Source organism: Nibrella viscosa, from assembly GCF_039541875.1.
In the GTDB taxonomy this organism is placed as follows: Bacteria; Bacteroidota; Bacteroidia; order Cytophagales; family Spirosomataceae; genus Nibrella; species Nibrella viscosa.
The window spans coordinates 47,677-67,044 of sequence record NZ_BAABHB010000003.1; the positions used below are offsets into that span (position 1 = coordinate 47,677).

At 54.5% G+C, this 19,368-nt stretch carries 17 protein-coding genes; 10 read left to right on the forward strand and 7 right to left on the reverse strand.

Annotation, left to right across the window (positions count from 1 at the left end; translation table 11 throughout):
• The first annotated feature begins 29 nt into the window (after nt 1-29).
• From ABD931_RS08775 to ABD931_RS08820, 10 genes are all read left to right on the forward strand, one after another.
• On the forward strand, nt 30-1,028 hold the full coding sequence (locus ABD931_RS08775; RefSeq protein WP_345266074.1) for a glycosyltransferase family 9 protein: 999 nt from the start codon (nt 30-32) through the stop codon (nt 1,026-1,028).
• A gap of 50 nt (nt 1,029-1,078) precedes the next feature.
• The gene (locus ABD931_RS08780) at nt 1,079-1,951 is read left to right on the forward strand and encodes a carbon-nitrogen hydrolase (protein ID WP_345266076.1); all 873 of its coding nucleotides are present in this window, start codon (nt 1,079-1,081) and stop codon (nt 1,949-1,951) included.
• Between the two features lie 223 nt (nt 1,952-2,174).
• The gene (locus ABD931_RS08785) at nt 2,175-2,882 is read left to right on the forward strand and encodes a kinetochore Spc7 family protein (RefSeq protein WP_345266078.1); all 708 of its coding nucleotides are present in this window, start codon (nt 2,175-2,177) and stop codon (nt 2,880-2,882) included.
• Nucleotides 2,883-2,921: 39 nt separating this feature from the next.
• Nucleotides 2,922-3,950: a hypothetical protein gene (locus tag ABD931_RS08790; protein ID WP_345266079.1), complete on the forward strand. Its 1,029-nt coding sequence runs from the start codon at nt 2,922-2,924 to the stop codon at nt 3,948-3,950.
• A 50-nt stretch (nt 3,951-4,000) separates the two neighbouring features.
• Nucleotides 4,001-5,050, forward strand: a complete 1,050-nt coding sequence (locus ABD931_RS08795; protein WP_345266080.1) for a hypothetical protein — start codon at nt 4,001-4,003, stop codon at nt 5,048-5,050.
• Nucleotides 5,051-5,227: 177 nt separating this feature from the next.
• Nucleotides 5,228-6,298 (forward strand): agmatine deiminase family protein, encoded by a 1,071-nt coding sequence (locus ABD931_RS08800; protein ID WP_345266082.1) that lies wholly within the window; start codon nt 5,228-5,230, stop codon nt 6,296-6,298.
• Between the two features lie 5 nt (nt 6,299-6,303).
• Complete coding sequence (locus ABD931_RS08805) at nt 6,304-6,693, forward strand: avidin-fold protein (protein ID WP_345266084.1); 390 nt, start codon at nt 6,304-6,306, stop codon at nt 6,691-6,693.
• 155 nt (nt 6,694-6,848) lie between these two features.
• Nucleotides 6,849-9,221: a peptidylprolyl isomerase gene (locus ABD931_RS08810; protein WP_345266086.1), complete on the forward strand. Its 2,373-nt coding sequence runs from the start codon at nt 6,849-6,851 to the stop codon at nt 9,219-9,221.
• A gap of 40 nt (nt 9,222-9,261) precedes the next feature.
• On the forward strand, nt 9,262-10,620 hold the full coding sequence (locus ABD931_RS08815; protein WP_345266088.1) for a peptidylprolyl isomerase: 1,359 nt from the start codon (nt 9,262-9,264) through the stop codon (nt 10,618-10,620).
• A 117-nt stretch (nt 10,621-10,737) separates the two neighbouring features.
• Nucleotides 10,738-11,700: an AAA family ATPase gene (locus ABD931_RS08820; RefSeq protein ID WP_345266089.1), complete on the forward strand. Its 963-nt coding sequence runs from the start codon at nt 10,738-10,740 to the stop codon at nt 11,698-11,700.
• Between the two features lie 76 nt (nt 11,701-11,776).
• Here ABD931_RS08820 and fabG read toward each other — a convergent pair whose 3' ends face one another.
• The 7 genes from fabG to ABD931_RS08855 form a co-directional block, all read right to left on the reverse strand.
• Nucleotides 11,777-12,517 (reverse strand): 3-oxoacyl-ACP reductase FabG, encoded by a 741-nt coding sequence (gene fabG, locus ABD931_RS08825; RefSeq protein ID WP_345266091.1) that lies wholly within the window; start codon nt 12,515-12,517, stop codon nt 11,777-11,779.
• Nucleotides 12,518-12,552: 35 nt separating this feature from the next.
• Nucleotides 12,553-13,008, reverse strand: coding sequence for a MaoC family dehydratase (locus ABD931_RS08830; protein WP_345266093.1), 456 nt, complete (start codon nt 13,006-13,008; stop codon nt 12,553-12,555).
• 16 nt (nt 13,009-13,024) lie between these two features.
• On the reverse strand, nt 13,025-13,804 hold the full coding sequence (locus tag ABD931_RS08835) for a 3-hydroxyacyl-CoA dehydrogenase (protein WP_345266095.1): 780 nt from the start codon (nt 13,802-13,804) through the stop codon (nt 13,025-13,027).
• Nucleotides 13,805-13,822: 18 nt separating this feature from the next.
• Nucleotides 13,823-15,907 carry an FAD-dependent oxidoreductase gene (locus ABD931_RS08840; protein ID WP_345266097.1) on the reverse strand — a complete coding sequence of 695 codons (2,085 nt, stop codon included), beginning with the start codon at nt 15,905-15,907 and terminating at the stop codon, nt 13,823-13,825.
• A gap of 21 nt (nt 15,908-15,928) precedes the next feature.
• A complete protein-coding gene (locus ABD931_RS08845) occupies nt 15,929-16,618 on the reverse strand; it encodes a YjjG family noncanonical pyrimidine nucleotidase (RefSeq protein ID WP_345266099.1) in 690 nt (229 codons plus the stop codon).
• Between the two features lie 72 nt (nt 16,619-16,690).
• Nucleotides 16,691-16,996, reverse strand: coding sequence for a (2Fe-2S) ferredoxin domain-containing protein (locus ABD931_RS08850; RefSeq protein WP_345266101.1), 306 nt, complete (start codon nt 16,994-16,996; stop codon nt 16,691-16,693).
• A 57-nt stretch (nt 16,997-17,053) separates the two neighbouring features.
• Complete coding sequence (locus tag ABD931_RS08855) at nt 17,054-19,231, reverse strand: tetratricopeptide repeat-containing sensor histidine kinase (protein ID WP_345266103.1); 2,178 nt, start codon at nt 19,229-19,231, stop codon at nt 17,054-17,056.
• Nucleotides 19,232-19,368 lie beyond the last annotated feature (137 nt).

Sequence of the window (19,368 nt, forward strand, 5' to 3'; positions counted from 1 at the left end):
TCTGACCGGAGTGTTGTAATTTTGCCGTAATGCGTACTTCATCCACTAAATTTCTGATCCTCCGCTTTTCGTCTATCGGCGATATTGTGCTGACGACGCCTGTAATCCGCTGCCTTAAACAGCAGTATCCGGGGGCAGAGGTTCATTTCTGCACCAAAGAAGCGTACCGTCCTATTCTTGCCGATAACCCTTATATCGACAAACAAGTCTACCTGGGCGACAGCCTGAATGAACTGATCGGTCAACTGCGGGCGGAGAAGTACGATTACATCATCGACCTGCACAACAACCTCCGCACCCGCCTGATTAAATGGGCGCTAATGGGCGTCAAAGCCTATACGTTTGAAAAGCTCAACTGGCAGAAATGGCTCTATGTGCAGTTGAAGATCAATGTGCTGCCCATTATCCATATCGTAGACCGGTACATGGCGACGGTGCAACCGCTGGGTGTGAAAAACGACGGAAAGGGTTTGGATTACTTTGTTCCCTACAAAGACATTGTAGAGCAGGATTGGCTGCCGCGCACTCACCGGCCGGGTTTTGTGGCCTACGCCATTGGCGGCCAGCATGCCACCAAAAAACTGCCCCTGCCGCGTATGATCGAGCTCTGCCGCAAGATTAACTACCCGGTGGTGCTGCTGGGCGGGAAAGAAGATGCCGACAATGGAGCGGCCATTGAGCGGGCGCTGGGTAGTCACCTGGTTTACAACGCCTGCGGTAAGTACAATCTGAATCAGTCGGCCTCGCTGTTGCAGCAATCCACGGTGGTTTTCAGCCACGATACGGGGCTGATGCACATGGCGGCTGCGCTGAAGAAGAAGGTTTACTCACTCTGGGGTAATACCACGCCCTCTTTCGGCATGTACCCCTACAAGACGAGCTACGTGATTCTGGAAAACAACGCCCTGTCTTGCCGCCCCTGCTCCAAACTGGGGTATGCCGAGTGCCCGCTGAAACACTTCAAGTGCATGAACGAGCTATCCTTTGATTTTGAGATCAAGGAATTAAAACAGAAGCAAAACGGTTAATATCCGGATACACAAACCATCACGTCTGTAGATTCTACTGAGTTCTGGCTATGGCAAAAAAAGTAAATATAGGGTTAGTGCAGATGTCGTGTACGGCCGATGTGGACGCCAACCGGCAAAAGGCCATCGAGCGTGTTCGGGAGGCAGCCGCTAAGGGCGCACAGATCGTCTGTTTGCAGGAGTTGTTTACGTCGCTTTACTTCTGCGATGTAGAAGACCACCACAACTTTACACTGGCCGAACCCATTCCTGGTCCGTCGACCGACCAACTGTCGGCCGTAGCCCGCGAGTGTGGGGTGGTGATCATTGCGTCGCTGTTTGAAAAACGGGCGCAGGGGCTCTACCACAATACCACGGCCGTACTGGATGCCGATGGCACCTACCTGGGCAAATACCGGAAAATGCACATCCCTGATGATCCAGGTTATTACGAGAAGTTTTACTTTACGCCCGGTGATCTGGGCTATAAGGTGTTTGATACCAAATACGCCCGCATCGGGGTGCTGATCTGCTGGGATCAGTGGTACCCGGAGGCCGCCCGCATCACGGCGCTGATGGGGGCCGAAATCCTGTTTTACCCCACGGCCATCGGCTGGGATACCAACGAACCGGATTCAGCCCAGAACGAGGAGCAGTATAACGCCTGGCAGATGATTCAGCGGTCGCACGCTATTGCCAACGGAGTACATGTGGTAGCCGTGAACCGCGTAGGTCGCGAGGCCGATCAGCAGTTCTGGGGCGGGTCGTTTGTGGCCAATCCGTTCGGCTCACTGCTGTACCTGGCCCCGCACGATCAGGAGGTAGTGCATGTGCAGGAAGTCGATCTGGAACTGTCCGACAAATACCGCACCACCTGGCCGTACTTCCGCGACCGGCGCATCGACAGCTACCAGCCGATCACCAAACGATACATCGACGAGTAAGCCGGTACACTGGCTAATAATCCTTACACGACGAGCCGGGCCAGAGAACCCGGCTTTTTTATTATAAGTGGCTGGTTTACTGCTGCTTTTTTGCTTCTCAGGGTCAAAAAATCCGGCCCGGTTTTGGGACTGTTGTCAAGCCCCGCGACCGTTCATCGGAATCCGGTATGCCGATTATTCCTTACCTTGTACTATTGTCCTACCAAATCAACGATTCTTAACCATGCCAGAACAGGAAAAAAGTATCGGCCGGAAAATTCTGGGCTTTTTTGTGAAGGAAGAACCGGAAAACAGCCCGGCACCGGCGCAGCCCAACGCGCCAGGAGTAACCGCCGGGCCGGCCACACCGGGCATGCCTGGGCCGGGCACGGCCCGTCCGGGCAATGCGGCACCGATGGGTGGACTGTCTTCGTCGGAGCAGAAGTTTATCGAACATTTTGCCGCTGTGCTGGAAAAAACCAACCTGCAGGGACCGGATTATTTTGAGTTTCGCGAAACGCTGCGCAACTTATCGAACCTGGGCCTGGGCGAAGAAAAGCAATACCAGGCAGCCTGGGCGAGCTTCAGGGCAATGGGTGGCGTCTCGGATGTATCCGTGCTGACCAACACCGCCAACCAGTACCTGAGTGCGCTGAACGCCGACCGCGAATCGTTTGCCAAAAGCGTGGACGACGCGCTGCGGGAGCGAGTGGGAGGGCTGCAAAACGAGCAAAAGCAACTCCAGACCGAAAACGAGACCCTGGCGAAGCAGATTCTTGAACTCCAGAACAAGATAAACGCTAACAACGAGCGGCTGAGCAAAATAGGCGCAGAAATTGACGAACAAAGTCAGAAGATCAACCAGAACCGACAAACCTACGAGGTGACGTATAACACCTTCGTGGAGCAGATCAAAGCCGATGTGGCCAGGATCGCCAGTTACCTGAAATAACCTAATTCACGCTTTCAACCCATTCTAACCAACAAGACAATGGCAACTCCTGATTTTTCGCAAATCGGTGGCGGTAGCTCCACCGACGTGGAGAAACGTTCCTTCTGGAATCGTCCGGAGGGTATAGTGGGCTTTTTCTTTCTGGCGGCTATCGCCGGCTTTGGCCTGTACTACTTTAATAAGGTGGTGGCTTTTCTGATCGAGGTTACGGCCAATACCTTATACCTGGGCCTGCTGCTGGCGGCTCTGGGCCTGCTGATCTTTCTGTTTACCAGTAAGGATGTCCGCACGGCCGTATTCTTTCTGTTCAAGACCTTAATGCGGAAGCTTACGGGTATTGTGATCCAGCTCGACCCGATTGCTATCATGAAGATCTACATTGAGGATCTGAAAGATAAGCGCCGGAAAATGCAGGGGCAGATCAACCAGTTGCAGGGACAATTGGTAAAACTGAACAAGAAGATCAACGAGAACAATGAACTGATCAAGCAGAAATTTGCCGAAGCCAACAAGGCCAACAGCCTGTCTGACCGGCCGGGTATGCGCGAAGCGGCCTCGCTGGCAACCATTGAAGGGGCCGGTTTGCAGGAAATGAACGAAAAGCTACTGCCGCTGCAGCGGAACATCCGGCTGGTGCTGGAGTTCATGGAGAAGGTGAACAAGAGCGCGGACTACATCATCAAGGAAACCGAGATCAAGGTCAAGCTGAAGGAGACCGAATACCGGATTGTGAAAGAAAGCTCCAACGCCCTTAAAACGGCCGTCAGCATCTTCCAGGGTAATCCGGACAAGAAGTACTACTTCGACCAGTCGATGGAGTATATTCAGGACGATATGAGCCAGAAGCTCGGCGAAATGAAGCGGGCTATGGACTTGTCGATGGACTTTATTAACTCGGTAGACATCCAGAACGGGATCATGTCCGACAAGGGTCAGCGCCTGCTGGAAGCTTACAACAAGGGGGATTTTAAACTCATCCAGCTGGATGCGCCGGTGGCAACACCCATACCCCAGGCCCGTCCGCTTAACCCGCCGAAAGATGAAGGCTACCGCAGCCTGTTAGACTAAGTTTCTTAACCCGTTGTTTTCAACCGTCAATCCATTTATCGTTCACCAACATGAGACGTTTAACCGTAGCCGGCAGGCTCTTGATTACGGCCATTATTTTGGCCGCTCTTTACTTTGGCTTTAAAATGCTGGGAGGGAATGAACTGCTCCGTAAGATAGCCCCCGCCCGCGAAACGTCGGAGCAAATCGACGATTCCGAGTCGCCCACCATACCGGCGACCAGTCCGGAGGGGCGGTCGTCGGAACAGTCGTCCGCAGCGGCACCTCAGGTAGCCAACAGCATTGATCGGGCCGGGTTTGTCTATACACCCCCCGCACCCACCAACGGTACGCTGAAAGGAGTCGTCGAACTGGGTGCCAGTGGGTTCAACTCGTTTATCATTACCATCGATAAGCAGAAAAACTGGAAGCTGGAGAAAGCGGAGTTCGGCAATAGCCTGGTACTGGAAAACATGGCTTCTGACTTCGACATCCGCGAGGGGCTGAAAAAATACATTGCCGGTATGCTGGATTACGGCGTCAGCGGGCGCGACATCCACTTCGTAGTGAGCTCCGGAGCCGTTAAAGCGGAAAATACGCAGAAGATTATCCGGGCGCTGAAGTCGCTGAATTACGTGGTCAACACCGTTACGCCCGAGCAGGAGGGCAAACTGGCCCTGCGGTCGGTACTGCCGGCAGAATACGAAAACATGGCCTTCGTAACCGACATCGGTTCCGGTAACACAAAAATCTCCTGGAAAGAAGGCGACCGGATCTCGGCCGTAGAGACCTACGGTTCGAAATACTACCAGGACAACACCAGCGACGAAACCGTGTACAGTGGAGTGAAAGAACAGGCCGCTAAAATTCCGCCCGGCAAAACCAAAACCTGCTTTATCATCGGCGGAGTACCGTTTGAACTGGCCAAGCAGGTTCGCACCGGCAAGGAGCGCTATACGGTACTGAAAGCGCCGGCCGACTACCGGGGCGATAACGCTAAGACCAAAGCCGGCCTGACGATCTATAAAGCCATTGCCGACGCCACCGGCTGCAACCAGTTTGTTTTCGACTGGGACGCTAATTTTACCATCGGTTTCCTGCTGAGTCTGCCGCAGGCGTAGGGTGGTTGAGTGCTTAAATAGTTCATGAGTTTGCGGGCTAACGCCTGTTGGTACGTACCGACTGGTTTTAGCCCGTTTTTATGCTTCTCCCCGAATCATTCCCCGCAAAAGCAAGTTAATCCATTGAAAGCGTATCTTTGCACCCTTCGTAAACGCAAGTCTAAATTTAGTTGATCAATGGCCTTAACTCCCGCCCAGCAGGGCTTCTTTTTTCCGGCCGAGTGGCATCCCCACGCGGCTACCTGGCTAAGCTGGCCCCATACCGAAGCATCCTGGTCCAAAGAGCGTCAGGAGCTGATGTTCCCGGCTTACCTGGAATTCATAAAAACCATTGCCAAGGGCGAAGAAGTCTGCATCAACGCCCATAACGAATACATTATTCAGGGAGCTAAGATGCGGCTGCTGATGGCCGGCGTCGACCTGACCAATATAAACCTGTTAGCCCACCCCGTCAACGATTCCTGGTGCCGCGATCACGGCCCGGCTTTTCTGATAAACCCGAACCTGGGGCAGCGTCTGATTGTAAACTGGGGCTATAACGCCTGGGGGGCCAAATACCCGCCTTACGACCGGGACGATCTGATTCCGATCGAAATTGCGCACTACCGAAAGCTGCCTTACGTGAACGCCGGTATTGTGATGGAAGGCGGCTCCGTGGAATTTAACGGCAACGGCACCGTTCTGACCAGCCGTGCCTGCCTGCTGAACGAAAACCGGAATCCGCACCTGTCGCAGGAGCAGATCGAGCAGTACCTCTGCGATTATTATGGCGTGAAGCAGGTGTTGTGGGTCGACGAAGGTATTGTTGGCGACGATACCGACGGCCATATCGATGATACCGTCCGATGGGTCAGCGAAGACACCGTTGTGGCCGCGTATGAGCCGGACCCGAAGGATGCCAATTACCGCTTTCTGCACGACATCCATGTTGATCTGAAGGAAATGCGGCTGCTCAACGGCAAGCAACTGAACATTATCGAACTGCCTATGCCCGACCCCGTTTTCAGCGAAGGGCAGCGCCTGCCGGCCTCCTATGCCAACTTCTACATCTGTAATGCCGCTGTGATTGTGCCCACCTTTCGGTGCGATAAAGACCAGGAGGCCATTGATATCCTGGAGCGGTGTTTCCCCGATCGCAACGTGGTGGGCATCGACTCTACCGAAATCATCTGGGGTCTGGGTAGTTTCCACTGCCTCAGCCAGCAGGAGCCGACGCTGGATATGACGCCGGGTGTGATCGGTAGTTAAGAGTTATGAGTGAAGGATTAGGAGTTAAGCCTGGGGTGCTTCTGTATGACGGCAAGGTGTTTCGGTCGGTGATCAATACCGATAACGGGGAGGTCGGGGCCGAAACGCTTTTTTATTATCATCAGCAGGGTAACGTTGTCTGGGCTGAATACGCTGGAGGAGCTATTGTTAAGGGCTTTCTGATAGCAACGGTGCAGGCCGACAACAGCCTCGATATGCGGTATCAGCACGTTAATCGGCCGGGCGAGCTAATGACTGGCCGTTGCCACTCCATTCCGGAATACCTGCCCGATGGGCGTTTGCGACTACACGAGCGCTGGCAGTGGACATCCGGCGATGGCTCCTCGGGTGAATCTGTTGTGGAAGAGGTGTCCGGAATTATTAAAAACCCTTAAAATCAGGTCGGAGAATCAATAATTGGTTGTATCTTTCGTTATCGAAACAGGTTTTAGTACTACTTGCCTGTTCGATTCAGAAGCTACTGAACGTAAACAATACTACCAGCCGGACCGGTTACCGGAGCGGCTGTTTTAGTCTTAAATAGGTTTCCATGCGTACCCATTCTTACCGTAATTCGGTTCTGCCATTTTCAGCGTTACAATCCTCTTATAAACTGTCTTGCCGGGTAGCCGGTGGCCTGTTGCTGTCGGCACTGGCCGTTGCCTGCAAAACTACCGCGCCGACAGCCCGGAAAGCGGCTCCCGCCGAGCCGGTTATTCTGACCCTGGGCAACAAAGGCTTTACCACCGACGATTTTTTTCAGTCCTTTACCAAAAACCAGATTTCCGGTGATTCTTCCCAGCGTACGGATCTGAAAAGCTACCTGGACCTGTACGCTAACCTCAAGCTGAAGGTGCTGGCCGCCGAGCAGGAGGGCCGGGACACCACCGAAGCCTTCCGGGAAGAACTTGAAACCTACCGCAAACAACTGGCACAGTCGTACCTGACCGATAAAGCCCTGGTGGAACAACTCTCGGCGGAGGCTTACCAGCGGATGCAGGAAGAAGTGAACGCGTCGCATATCCTGATCGCCGTAGCGGAAGATGCCAGCCCGGCCGATACGCTGGCGGCTTTTCAAATGGCCCGGAGCCTGCGCGACCGGCTGCTGAAAGGCGAAGAGTTTGCCGCACTCGCCCGGCAGTATTCCAAAGACCCGACCGTGGCCCAGAATGGAGGTACAATTGGCTACTTTTCGGCGTTCCAGACGGTGTATCCGTTCGAAACAACGGCCTACACGACTCCCGTCGGCAAAATCTCGCAGCCGGTCCGCAGCCGGTCCGGCTACCACCTTATCAAGGTGAACGACCGCCGGTCGAGCCGTGGTAAAATTCAGGTAGCGCATATTATGGTGCGCATCAGTCCGGGTGCCGACGATGCCGGGCAGGCAGCCGCCAAAGCCCGCATCGATGAGGTGTATAGCCGGCTCCAAAAGGGCGTTTCCTTTGATGCGCTGGCGAAAGAGTTTTCCGACGATACGCAATCCCGCAACAACGGGGGGCTGCTCCCAACATTTGCGACCGGCCAGATGGTACCCGCGTTTGAAGATGCCGCCTTTGGGCTGACCGCACCAGGCAGCTACTCCAAACCCGTGAAGACCAATTACGGCTGGCATATTCTCAAACTGGTCGAGCGGAAGCCTCTGGAACCATATACGGAACTGGCACCGGCCTTACGCCAGAAAGTTGTAACCGACTCGCGGGCCGATCTTATCCGGCAGGCAACCGTGCAGCGGCTCCAGAAGGAATACGCCATTAAGCCGAACGAACCAGTCCTGAAGGCCGCGCTGTCCAAAGCCGACAGCAGCCTGCTCCAGGGAAAGTGGACCTATCCGCAGCCGCTGGACGCTGCCCTGGACGGAAAAACGCTGGTTATTATCAATAACAAACCGGCCACGGTCAACCAGTTTTTCACCTATGTCCGCCAGAAGCAGCAGCCCCGCCCGGCTGGTGCCGTACCCACGGTAGCGATGCAGCGGCTGTTTGACCGCTTTGTGGGCGACCAGCTCATTGCCGCCGAAGAAGCCAACCTGGAAAACAAGCACGCCGATTTCCGGGCGTTGCTCAATGAGGTTCGGGATGGCGTACTGCTGTCGCAGATGATGGAGCAGAACGTTTGGGAAAAGTCGATGGCCGATTCGCTGGGGCAGCGGCAGTTTTACGAGCAGAACCGGCAGAAGTACGGTTTTCCGGAGCGGGCGTTTGCCACGGTGGTGGTCGCCGGCAACGACGAAACCCTCCAGCAGGCCCGACAGATGCTGGCGAGCAGTCCGTACCAGCTCCGTCGGTCGGCACCGGAAATTACCTACGCCAGAAACCAGACGACTTTAGAGGCCAAACAGAAAGAGGCCCTGTTTGATATTCTGGTGACGCTGTTGCGTAATCCGGAATACATTATTGAAGTGTCGGGCTCACGCGAAGCGGCTGAGAAGGATAGCGTTTCGGCAGGTCGTATCCATGCCGTTGTCAATTACCTGACGGCGAATGGGGTGTCGGTGATGCGCATTATGGAGAAAGATCACGGCGCTTTCCGGCCCGGCAGCAAGGCCGGTGCGAAAGATGCCGCCGACCAGCGCCGGATTACGTTCCAGTATTTTTCGACCTCGAAGAAAGACGTAGAGAAGGTACTGAACGCGAAAATCCCGAATGCTGTTACCATTACCGAAGGTGCCTTTGTGGAGGGTGCCAATCCGCACCTGGACTCGGTGGAGTGGAAACCCGGTACTACGGTGCTTCATCCGGATAATAAATCGGTGATGGTGACTATAAATCGGGTAGAGAAACCCCGTCTGAAGACTTTTGAGGAAGCACGGGGGGCGGTTATCAACGACTACCAGGCGTTTCTGGAGAAGCAGTGGCTGGCGCAACTGAAACAACGCTTCCCGGTAAAAATTAACGAAGAAGAAATGCGCAAGCTGATTAAATAAGGCGTTCCCGCTTAGTTACACAACCATGTTAAGAAAAAGAATGATCCTAGGCCTGGGAATACTGCTGAGCGGCCTGCTCAGCTTCCCGGCATTTTCGCAGGGGCAGGGCATTACCCTGAACAAAATCATTGCGAAGGTAGATAACTACTACGTCCTCAAATCGGACCTGGAACGGACGTATCAGGACTATATTGCCCAGAATCAGACCCCGCCTACCAAATGCCAGTTGCTCGAAAGCCTGGTTATCCAGAAAATGATGCTGGCCAAATCGGAGATTGACTCCGTATTTGTGGATGATAAGCTGGTAGACAACCAACTGGACAGCCGGATGTCGTATATGATTCAGCAGTTCGGCTCCGAGAAGAATATTGTGGAGGCCTACGGTAAAAGTCTGGAGATGCTGAAGAGCGAGCTGCGGCAGCAGGTGAAAGAGCAGATGACCATCCAGAAGATGCAGTCTAAGATCACCGAGAAAATAAAGGTGACGCCCAATGACGTTCGGAAGTTTTTCAACGCCATTCCCAAAGACAGTTTACCGTTTATGCCCGCCGAAGTAGAAGTGGGGCAGATTGTCCGCTTTGCCAAGGTGACCAAAGAGCAGAAAGACGAGCTACGGAAGCGGCTGGTTGCCCTGAAAGAGCGCGTGCAAAAAGGGGAAGATTTTGCCAAACTGGCCAAAGAGTTTTCGGAAGATGTAGGATCAGCCGAGAAAGGCGGTGACCTGGGTTTTGCCAAGCGCGGCATGATGGTAGCCCCGTTTGAAGGCGCGACGCTAAAGCTGAAGCCGGGTGAGATGTCGGATATTGTGGAGACCGAGTATGGGCTGCACCTGATTCAGTTGATTGAAACGCGGGGAGCCGAGTACCACGCCCGGCATATTCTGCTGCGTCCGGACTATAACCGTCTGGACCTGACGGATGCCACGCGTTACCTGGATAGTTTGCGAACCCTGATTGTGGCCGATAGCCTAACCTTTGCAAAAGCGGCAAAAGAACACTCTGAGGACAAAAGCACCGCTGATGCCGGTGGCCTGATCCGCGATCATGAATCGGGTAGCGCCCAGATGCCGATGGACGGCAGCATGGATTACAGCCTGTTCATGATGCTGGATACCATGAAGGTAGGTACTATTACGCCCCCAATGCCGTACCGGTCCGAAGACGGCAAGAGTGCCATGCGAATTCTGTACTTCAAAAATAAGGTCCCGGCCCATACCGCTGATTTTAAACTTGACTTTGAAAAGCTGCAGAACATTGTCATGGCTAACAAAAAGAATCATGCGGTCGATGACTGGTTCCGCAAATCCGTCGGCGATGTGTACATTACCGTCGATCCGGAATACAACAGTTGCCGCATCTTTGGCACCTCTCAGGCGAGTGCCGCTTCCGGCGGAAACTAAATAAGGAATTAGGAGTTAAGAGTTATGAATTAAGAATCAGGGATGACGCATTCTTAATTCATAACTCTTACCTCTTAATTCATCACTCTTAATTCTCAATTCATAACTCCACTACCTGTGCCCTACACATCTGATGTTGCGGCTGCCGAAGCCCTAAACGATTCGTACAAGAAGCTTACCAGTGAAATTTCGAAAGTAGTGATTGGTCAGGACGAGACCGTCCGGCTGCTGCTCACCGCCATTTTTTGCCAGGGCCACTGCCTGCTGGTGGGGGTACCGGGTCTGGCCAAGACGCTGCTGATTCAGACTATTTCGGGGGCGCTCCACCTGAGCTTCAACCGGATTCAGTTTACGCCCGACCTCATGCCGTCGGACATTCTCGGTTCCGAGACCCTGGATCAGGAGCGCAACTACAAATTCATCAAAGGCCCGGTGTTTGCCAACATCATTCTGGCCGATGAGATCAACCGGACACCGCCCAAAACGCAGTCGGCCCTGCTGGAAGCCATGCAGGAATACGCCGTTACCATTGCCGGGCAGAAATTTTCGCTGGGCCGGCCATTCTTTGTACTGGCTACCCAGAACCCGATTGAGCAGGAAGGAACTTACCCGCTGCCGGAAGCGCAGCTCGACCGCTTTATGTTCAACATCTGGCTGGATTACCCCTCGTACCGCTCGGAGCTGGACATTGTAAAGAGTACGACAAATGACGAGCGCTACGAGGTTCAGAAAGTTATTTCGGGCGAGGAAATTCAGGCCTATCAGCACCTCGTGCGCCGGGTGCCGGTGGTGGATAACGTGATTGAGTACGCCGTGAAGCTGGTCCACAAAACCCGCCCGAATACCGAGCTGGCTTCTCCGGATGCCAATCAGTATCTGGAGTGGGGAGCCGGGCCGCGGGCGTCGCAGGCACTGATTCTGGCCGCCAAATGCAACGCCCTGCTAAACGGGAAATATTCGCCCGATATTGAAGATGTCCGGGCGGTAGCGTTGCCGATCCTGCGTCACCGCATCGTGCGCAACTTCAAAGCCGAAGCCGAAGGCATTAGCGTAGAGGATCTGGTGAAACGGATGATGTAGCCGTACCCCGGGAAGTATTTCCGGCTGTCTTCAAAGCGGGTAGCACTCATGCGAGCACTACCCGCTTTGTTGTGTTTCAGGACGCCTGCCCCCCATTAACCCCCAGCACCTGACCGCTCACAAAAGACGCTTCGTCAGACGCCAGAAACAGGTAGGCATTGGCAATGTCACGCGGTTCACCCATCCGGCCGGCCGGGATTAATTTGACCTGATTCTGCCGGATCTCCTCGGGCATAGCATCGGTCATGTCGGTCTTGATAAAACCCGGAGCAACAGCATTGGCCGTAATGCCGTGTTTACCCAATTCTTTGGCCCAGGTGCGGCACATGGCAATTACACCCGCTTTGGCCGCGGTATAATTGGTTTGCCCGAAATTCCCATGCACGCCCACGATGGACGAGGTACAGATAATGCGGCCGTATTTGTTCTCTACCATGTAGGGCACCACGGCTTTGGTGCAGTTAAAGACACCCGTCAGGTTCACGTCGATCACCTGCTGCCATTCCAGATGCGACATTTTCAGCAGGGTTTTATCGCGGGTAATGCCCGCATTGTTCACCAAAATATCAATGCGGCCGTAGCGATCCACAATTTCCCGCGTGGCGGCTTCAATGGCCGGTACGTCGGTCGTGCTGATCCGCATAAACGCGCAGTGGTGACCCTGGTCACGCAGGGCTTTGGCGGTTTCTTCGCCGGCTTCCAGCAGATCCCAGATGATAACGGTGGCTCCTTCCTGGCAAAAAAGGTCGGCGGCTGCCTTGCCGATACCGCGGGCCGCTCCGGTAATAATGGCAATTCGGTCCTGTAAACGTGGCATTGTGGAGTCGTGGTTTTTAGAAGTTGATGCGTGATTTATTCAAACAACAGGGAGATGAGTTCGGCAACGCAGGCCGGCTTCGGTTGTCCTTCTATTTCAAAAGTACAGTTGGCCGTGATCCGCAGGCCACCCTGAACCGGTTCGGCCTCCATCAGCGTAGCTTTCATCCGGACATTACTTCCCGAGGGTACCGCCGAGGTAAACCGGATTTTGTTAGCGCCGTAGTTCACCCCCATTTTCACGGACTCTACCCGGAAGAGGTCGGCCATAAATTTGGGAGCCAGCGATAAGGTCAGGAAGCCATGCGCAACGGGTGTGCCAAAGGGGGAGTGGGTTTTCGCCTTCTCCACATCAATATGGATCCATTGGAAATCGAGCGTGGCTTTGGCAAAGTCGTTGATCATCTCCTGCGTTACGGTCAGGTACGGCGTAGTGCCTATCTCCTGACCAACGTGCGCTTTCAGATCGGCAAGGGTAGTGAAGGTTCTCATGGGGTTTAGGATTAAATTATTTCGGGGCCATGCGGATCGCGCCATCCAGCCGGATGACTTCACCGTTCAGCATCGGGTTTTCTACAATGGATCTGGCCAGTAACGCATATTCTTTGGGCCGGCCCAGCCGCGACGGAAACGGCACCTGTTGCCCCAACGAAATACGGGCTTCTTCGGGCAAAGCCGCCAGCAGGGGCGTTTCGAACAGGCCAGGCGCGATGGTCATGACCCGGATACCGGTGCGGGCCAGGTCGCGGGCAATGGGCAGGGTCATACCCACAATACCGCCTTTGGAGGCCGAATAAGCCACCTGCCCGATCTGCCCATCATAGGCAGCTACGGAGGCTGTATTGATGATTACGCCCCGTTCGCCTTCCTCATTGGGCTGATTCTTTTCCATCGCAAAGGCCACCAGCCGGATCACGTTAAAGGTACCGATCAAATTGACCCGGATTGTTTTTTCAAAGGCGGCCAGCGAATGCGGCCCGTAGGTGTCACCTACCTTGCCAATGGTTTTACGGGCTTCGGCAATACCGGCGCAGTTAACAGCAATCTGAATACCACTGAAGGCCCGCACGGCCAGGTCGACAGCGGCCTGTACATCGGCTTCGCTGGACACATCTGTCCGGCAGAAGAGGACATTGACGCCCAGTTCATCGGCCAGTGCTTTGCCGCGTTCTTCGTTCATATCGAGGATCACCACATTGGCTCCGCCGGCGGCAAACAGGCGGACAGTAGCTTCTCCCAAACCGGACGCTCCTCCGGTCACTAAAGCAGTTGCGTTTTCCAGTAGCATCTTCGTTGATGATTGAGGCTATTTCACGGGTAAAAATAAGACGGCGTCCGCCACTACGGTACCGTTGGCGCCCTGAGAGGTCAGCTCCAGGTAAGGGGTAGTGCCCTTAACAACCTGGTGCTGTCCCAGGCTGATCCAGTCGTTGGCTTGCTGTTGCTGGTTCATAAACAGTTGCTTTATGTCTTTGCCCGTATTGAGTTTTACCACTACCCGGCTGGCTTTATCGGTCTGCTGCCCGTAGGTGTCCGGATTGGATGTACCACCCTGCCGGATCGGATTGTAGACGTACACGGCATAGGTGCCGGGTTGCCCATCCGTCAGCGAAAAGCGAACCGATGCTGCTTCATTGGTTTCGGCGGGTTTGCCGATGAGCATTGAGAAGCCGTAGCGCCCGCCGGTTGTTTCGCGCTGCCAATCGCCTTTAATTACTACCCGCCGGGGATCATCGTTATCGATGAGCTGTTCCGGGCGGCTCCCGTCGGCCAGCGGGTTGGACCGCAGCAACGCCTGTAGTTTCGGTACGTCGATGTCCTGCACGGCCTTGTTGGCGTCGATGGCCATACTGGCAGCCATGGCGGCCGATTGCGCCAGCACCATAAAGACCGGCTCCATCCGGATAGAGCCGTAAGCGATATGACTGGCCGACAGGCAGACCGGCACCAGCAGATTGGTGCATTCGGTTCGTTTCGGCACCAGCGCCCGGTAGCTGATCGGATAGGGGGGGAAGCCGCCAACCTGTACATCGCCTTCGTTTCTGACCATGGCCCGGCCCTGAGCATCGCGGACAATCAGCCGCTGGCAGTTATGCGAATCCATGGTGTAGGCCGCCATGCCCACTCCGTCCCCGACAATGACCTTACTCTCGCAGTTGGCCTGGGTCATCACGTATTCGCCCACCATGCGCCGGGCCTCCCGGACGTAAAGCTGGGGCGAAAAATGGTCGTTGTCGACATATTCATCCTTCGGATAGCCCCATTGCTGCATCTCCTGCCGGAGGTGTTCGGGTACGCGGGGATCATGACCGATAAAGTAAAAAAAGCCTTTGGTGTAGTCTTCGTGTTCCCGAATGATCGCTGCCCGGCGTTCGTAGCTCGCTTCCGGGTAGTCGTAATTCGCGCCGATCATGTCGGTCGATAAGCCACCGCAGTTGTTGATGTCGGTTTTGCGGTTGGGCATCATCACAAAATGCATCAGGTTCCAGGTCAGTTCTTTGGGAACCTTCTTGTCAATCTGGCGCAGCAGCAGCTCGTATTTGGTGGAGTCGTACCGGGCCGGGCGGGTGATCGGGATACGGTTGTCGGGGTTATCGGTCAGGCACATCCGGTAGTTGTAGGCCTGAATGCTGCGGTCGCCGGTGCCGTTGGGTTGCAGTGGAGCGGTGCTGATGCCCCACACCAGGCCACTCTCCGGCTTGCCGGGTATGTTGTACGGGTCGACGCCATCCGGAAACTGGTGCTTGTCTAGTAACTGCACGCCGTTATAGGTCTCACCGTACAGACTGTTGGCCTCCCGGCCTACGGTGTACGACACCCCGGCTCGGGCCATCAGATCGCCCTCGTAGGTGCAGTCGATATACTGCTTCGCCCGGACAATACGTTGCCCGGCATTTCGTTGCCCGGCATCTCGTTGCCCGGCATCTCGTTGCCCGGCGACGCCCGGTTTGTCTGACTGCTCCAGCACGATTTCCTCAATGGTGCCCCGCTGATTCTTACGGGCCGACACGATCCGGTACTCATACCAGGTGGGTACGCCGGCTTCCTGCAGGTACTGGTTAAAGAGGGCTTTGGCCACGTGCGGCTCAAACGTCCATTGCTCCAGTCGGCCGTAGTGTTTTCCCACCCGCCGGTAGAAGTCTCGGGCCAGCCCCGTAATGGCAAATTTATTACCGATGTCGGTAGCGCCCAGGCCACCGGAGGAAAGGCCTCCCAGATGCCGGGTAGGTTCGATCAGCACAACCGACTTGCCGGCTTTTTTGGCCGTGTAGGCTGCGATTACCCCGGCAGAGGTGCCGCCGTATACGCAGACATCGACGCTAAGCGGTTGCGCCGTTACAAAACAGGAGAAGCCTGGCAGGCAAACCAGGAGGGATAGGAAGGTTTTCATGATGGGTATTCGCCGTTCGGCTCACAATATAGCCATTAACTCATTCCAATGGCGAATATCGTGCGTGGGCTTTTGGGGGACCTCCAGACCGGCCGGGTTGTAAAAGACGGTATCCATCCCCACCGTCTGCGCTCCCAGAATATCAGCCTCGTAGTTATCGCCGATCATGATGCTTTCCTCGACCGTGGCTCCGCTGACTTCCAGGGCAAATTCAAAAATGCGCCGATCGGGTTTTTTGGAGGCCGCTATTTCGTTGGTAATAATGTGTGTGAAGTAATCGGTAATCCCTGCACTCTCCATTTTGATAGCCTGAATCTCGTTAAAGCCGTTGGTGATGATGTGCAGGTGGTAGCGGCCGTTCAGGTGGTCGAGTACGTCTTTAGCCGCTTCGGTGAGGTGCGGTTTGCGGGGCAGCAGCCGCAGGTACTCGTCGCTTAATTGGCTGCACACGGCATTATCGGGCAAACCCAGCGCCTGAAATACCAGCGGAAACCGGTTTTCGCGGATGTAGGCATGGGTCACCTGGTTCCGGTCGAAGTCGGCCCAGAGCTTTTTATTGATCTGCAGGAAGTGCTCACAGAAAGCGTCTACCGACTCGATGCCGGCGTCGGCCAGCCGGAAGCTTTCGTACATTTCGCACAGAGACTCTATCGAGTTCCGGTCAAAATCCCAAAGGGTGTGGTCTAAATCGAAAAAAAGATGCTGGTACATAAAAGTTGGATAGTCGTCAGTCAATAGTCGATAGTGCTGACGCCAGACTTACTAACGACTAACGACTATTAACTAAAACGTAAGTTTCAGGCGCTCGACGGGCTGGTTGTTGACCAGGTGGCTTTCTACGATCTCGTCTACATCAGAGAGCTGAACGTTACCGTAGTTGATGCCATCCGGGTATACCACCACCGACGGGCCGAGGGCGCAGGTATCCAGGCAGCCGGCTTTCTGCGCCCGGATGTCTACCTGTAAACCGCGATCTTTGAGTGCTTGTTTAAATGCTTCCACAAGGGCCAGCCCATGTTCTTCTCCGCAGCTCTTCTTGGGAGCCGGCTTCTGATTGGTACAGATAAAGACGTGTTTCTTGAATTTCATGCGATTGTATTCCGAAAGTATGCCGCAAAGGTCAGAAACTTTGCCCAGATTTCAGATTTAAACAACCGCCATGTCGGAAGAAAGAGGCAACATGAATAGGAATGTGGTACCGGTACCGGTTTCGGAAACGATTTCCAGCCGGCCGTTTACGGCCTCGGTCCGCTCCTGAATGTTTTGCAGGCCCATACCTGGCGACTCCGTCGTTGTCATACCCCGGCCGTTGTCCCGGACAATCATCGTTAGCTCACTACCAATCTGCCGGAAGCTGATTTCGGCCTCGGTAGCATCGGCGTGTTTCAGAATGTTGTTGCAAAGCTCCAGGCAAATGGAGTACAACTGAAACTCGGTGTTTTTGTCGAGGGTGGGCAGACTGGCTGTATCCAGTTTGAACCGGGTCAAATGCGTGATATTCAGTTTGTCGGTCAGCCGCAGCAATGCTTTGGCTAAGCCCTGCTTTTCCAGTTCGTCCGGCTGCAGGTTATGCGACAGGTACCGAACCTCCGCATAAGCCTCTTTGGTCATATGCATCAGGTTCTCGTAGATATGCTGCTCCCGGTCGGTAAGCCGGCCTGGGTTGAGGGCAGACAGGCTCATTTTGATGGCCGACAGGATACCGCCCAGGTTGTCGTGCAGGTCGGCTGCTACGCGCCTGCGCTCCGCTGTTTGTCCACGCAGGAGAGCTTCTTCTATTTCTCGGTTTTTGGTCAGCAACAGGTGGTTAGCGGCTTCGAGTTCGGCGGTACGTTCCCGCACTTTATCTTCCAGTCCGTGATTCAAGGCTTCGATCTGCTTTTTCTGATGCGCAATCTGCCGGCTTTTGCGGATAAATACGGCCAGAAACGCCAGCAGCATAAACAAACCGACTAGCAGAAACTGACGGCTCAGTTTTTGCTGTTCGAGGTTCTGGTTCAGGAAATCGATACGGGCCCGGTTTTCCAGGCGTGTTTTCTCGTTGGCTGCCCGGAGCCGGTTGGCCTCTATTCTCTGTTTCAACTGTGTCTCCCGGACTACGGCCGCCAGTTGCTCAGCCTCCACTTTCGCTTTCAGTTGATCCAGCTCCGCCTGCCGGCGAATATTCATTAATTGTTGCCGCTGCAGCAGTTGCTGTTTTTCAGCTTCAGCCTGTACTTTCTCAATGTCGTACCGTTTCTGAATGGCAATAATCTCGTCGATACGTTTATGACTGGTCAGACTGTCGCGCACGGCCACAAACTCTTCATACAGTGCCAGCGCTTTATCCGGTTTTCCGGCCGCCCGATATACCTGATAGAGCGCCGACGTAGCCATTTGCAACAGGCGTTTGCTTTCGCGCTGGCGGGCTATCTGCAGCGATTTCTCGCCGTAATCAATTGCTTTGTCGAGTTGGTTTAGTTGCAGGTATCCCTCCGCCAGCCGCGAAAATACCGATGCCTGTCCGGGAATATCTCCTAACCGGGTCCAGATCGCCAGGGCTTCTTCATAACAGTGGGTAGCCTGCTCCGGTTGCCGGCGCGCCATGAAAAACTCACCTAGCCGCTGACTGGTATACGCTATGTTGGTTTGCGAATTGGTCTGGTACGCAATCGTCCGGGCGTCTTCAAATCGGGTGCGGGCTTCATCGTATCGTTTCTGAATATCATAGACCTCACCCATCTGGCTAACGACCTGGCTTATCAGCAACTTACGGTTCCGTTCTTTCACCAGCGTATTCAGGGGCAGCAGCGCCAGCGATTTTTCATAGCTCTGCAGGGCCGGGTTATACTCTTTAAGGAGGAGATGAATATCGCCCATGTTCATGTGAACCTGCCAGAGTGGAGAGGTTTCTTTGGGCAGGCCTACGCACAGTTCAGAGGCTCTCTGGTTGATCTGAAGCGCCTTCGGGTAATCGCCTTTGAACACCCGAAAATAGTATTCATCCAGCATCAATCCCCGAACCGCATACACCCGATCGTTGTAGGCAACCGATTGCGAAACCAGTTTGTTGGCGTAATAATGCAGACTATCCCGGGCCGGACCCCGCACCTGTTTGTAGACCAGGGCCATGTACCGCAGTCCTTCCAGTTTCAGGGAGTCATTGAGCACCGCACGGGGCAGACCGTCAACGCTTTTAAGGTAGTTCAGTCCGACCGTCTTCAGGCTGTCCAGGTAGCCTTTGTCGGTTCGGCGATCAAAGTTTAGCTCAGGCAGGGGAGCACGCTGGGCCATGCTGGTTCCGATCAGCCCTAAAAAGCACCATAAGGCAGCAACGTGTCGCATACTCGATTTGTTTCTGGCTGACCCACCTGACCGCTTTCTGCACGTTTAAAGGTAATCAATTTCCTCTACCTTAGGTAGTTCCGTTCAGTCAAAAATAATCAATTTGGTATATAGCCGGTACGGGCTTAGGGTGAAAC

Coding starts and splice junctions, on each gene's coding strand:
- ABD931_RS08775 (WP_345266074.1), top strand. CDS start 30: ATGCGTACTTCATCCACTAAATTTCTGATCCTCCGCTTTTCGTCTATC.
- ABD931_RS08780 (WP_345266076.1), top strand. CDS start 1,079: ATGGCAAAAAAAGTAAATATAGGGTTAGTGCAGATGTCGTGTACGGCC.
- ABD931_RS08785 (WP_345266078.1), top strand. CDS start 2,175: ATGCCAGAACAGGAAAAAAGTATCGGCCGGAAAATTCTGGGCTTTTTT.
- ABD931_RS08790 (WP_345266079.1), top strand. CDS start 2,922: ATGGCAACTCCTGATTTTTCGCAAATCGGTGGCGGTAGCTCCACCGAC.
- ABD931_RS08795 (WP_345266080.1), top strand. CDS start 4,001: ATGAGACGTTTAACCGTAGCCGGCAGGCTCTTGATTACGGCCATTATT.
- ABD931_RS08800 (WP_345266082.1), top strand. CDS start 5,228: ATGGCCTTAACTCCCGCCCAGCAGGGCTTCTTTTTTCCGGCCGAGTGG.
- ABD931_RS08805 (WP_345266084.1), top strand. CDS start 6,304: ATGAGTGAAGGATTAGGAGTTAAGCCTGGGGTGCTTCTGTATGACGGC.
- ABD931_RS08810 (WP_345266086.1), top strand. CDS start 6,849: ATGCGTACCCATTCTTACCGTAATTCGGTTCTGCCATTTTCAGCGTTA.
- ABD931_RS08815 (WP_345266088.1), top strand. CDS start 9,262: ATGATCCTAGGCCTGGGAATACTGCTGAGCGGCCTGCTCAGCTTCCCG.
- fabG (WP_345266091.1), bottom strand. CDS start 12,517: ATGCCACGTTTACAGGACCGAATTGCCATTATTACCGGAGCGGCCCGC.
- ABD931_RS08830 (WP_345266093.1), bottom strand. CDS start 13,008: ATGAGAACCTTCACTACCCTTGCCGATCTGAAAGCGCACGTTGGTCAG.
- ABD931_RS08835 (WP_345266095.1), bottom strand. CDS start 13,804: ATGCTACTGGAAAACGCAACTGCTTTAGTGACCGGAGGAGCGTCCGGT.
- ABD931_RS08840 (WP_345266097.1), bottom strand. CDS start 15,907: ATGAAAACCTTCCTATCCCTCCTGGTTTGCCTGCCAGGCTTCTCCTGT.
- ABD931_RS08845 (WP_345266099.1), bottom strand. CDS start 16,618: ATGTACCAGCATCTTTTTTTCGATTTAGACCACACCCTTTGGGATTTT.
- ABD931_RS08850 (WP_345266101.1), bottom strand. CDS start 16,996: ATGAAATTCAAGAAACACGTCTTTATCTGTACCAATCAGAAGCCGGCT.
- ABD931_RS08855 (WP_345266103.1), bottom strand. CDS start 19,231: ATGCGACACGTTGCTGCCTTATGGTGCTTTTTAGGGCTGATCGGAACC.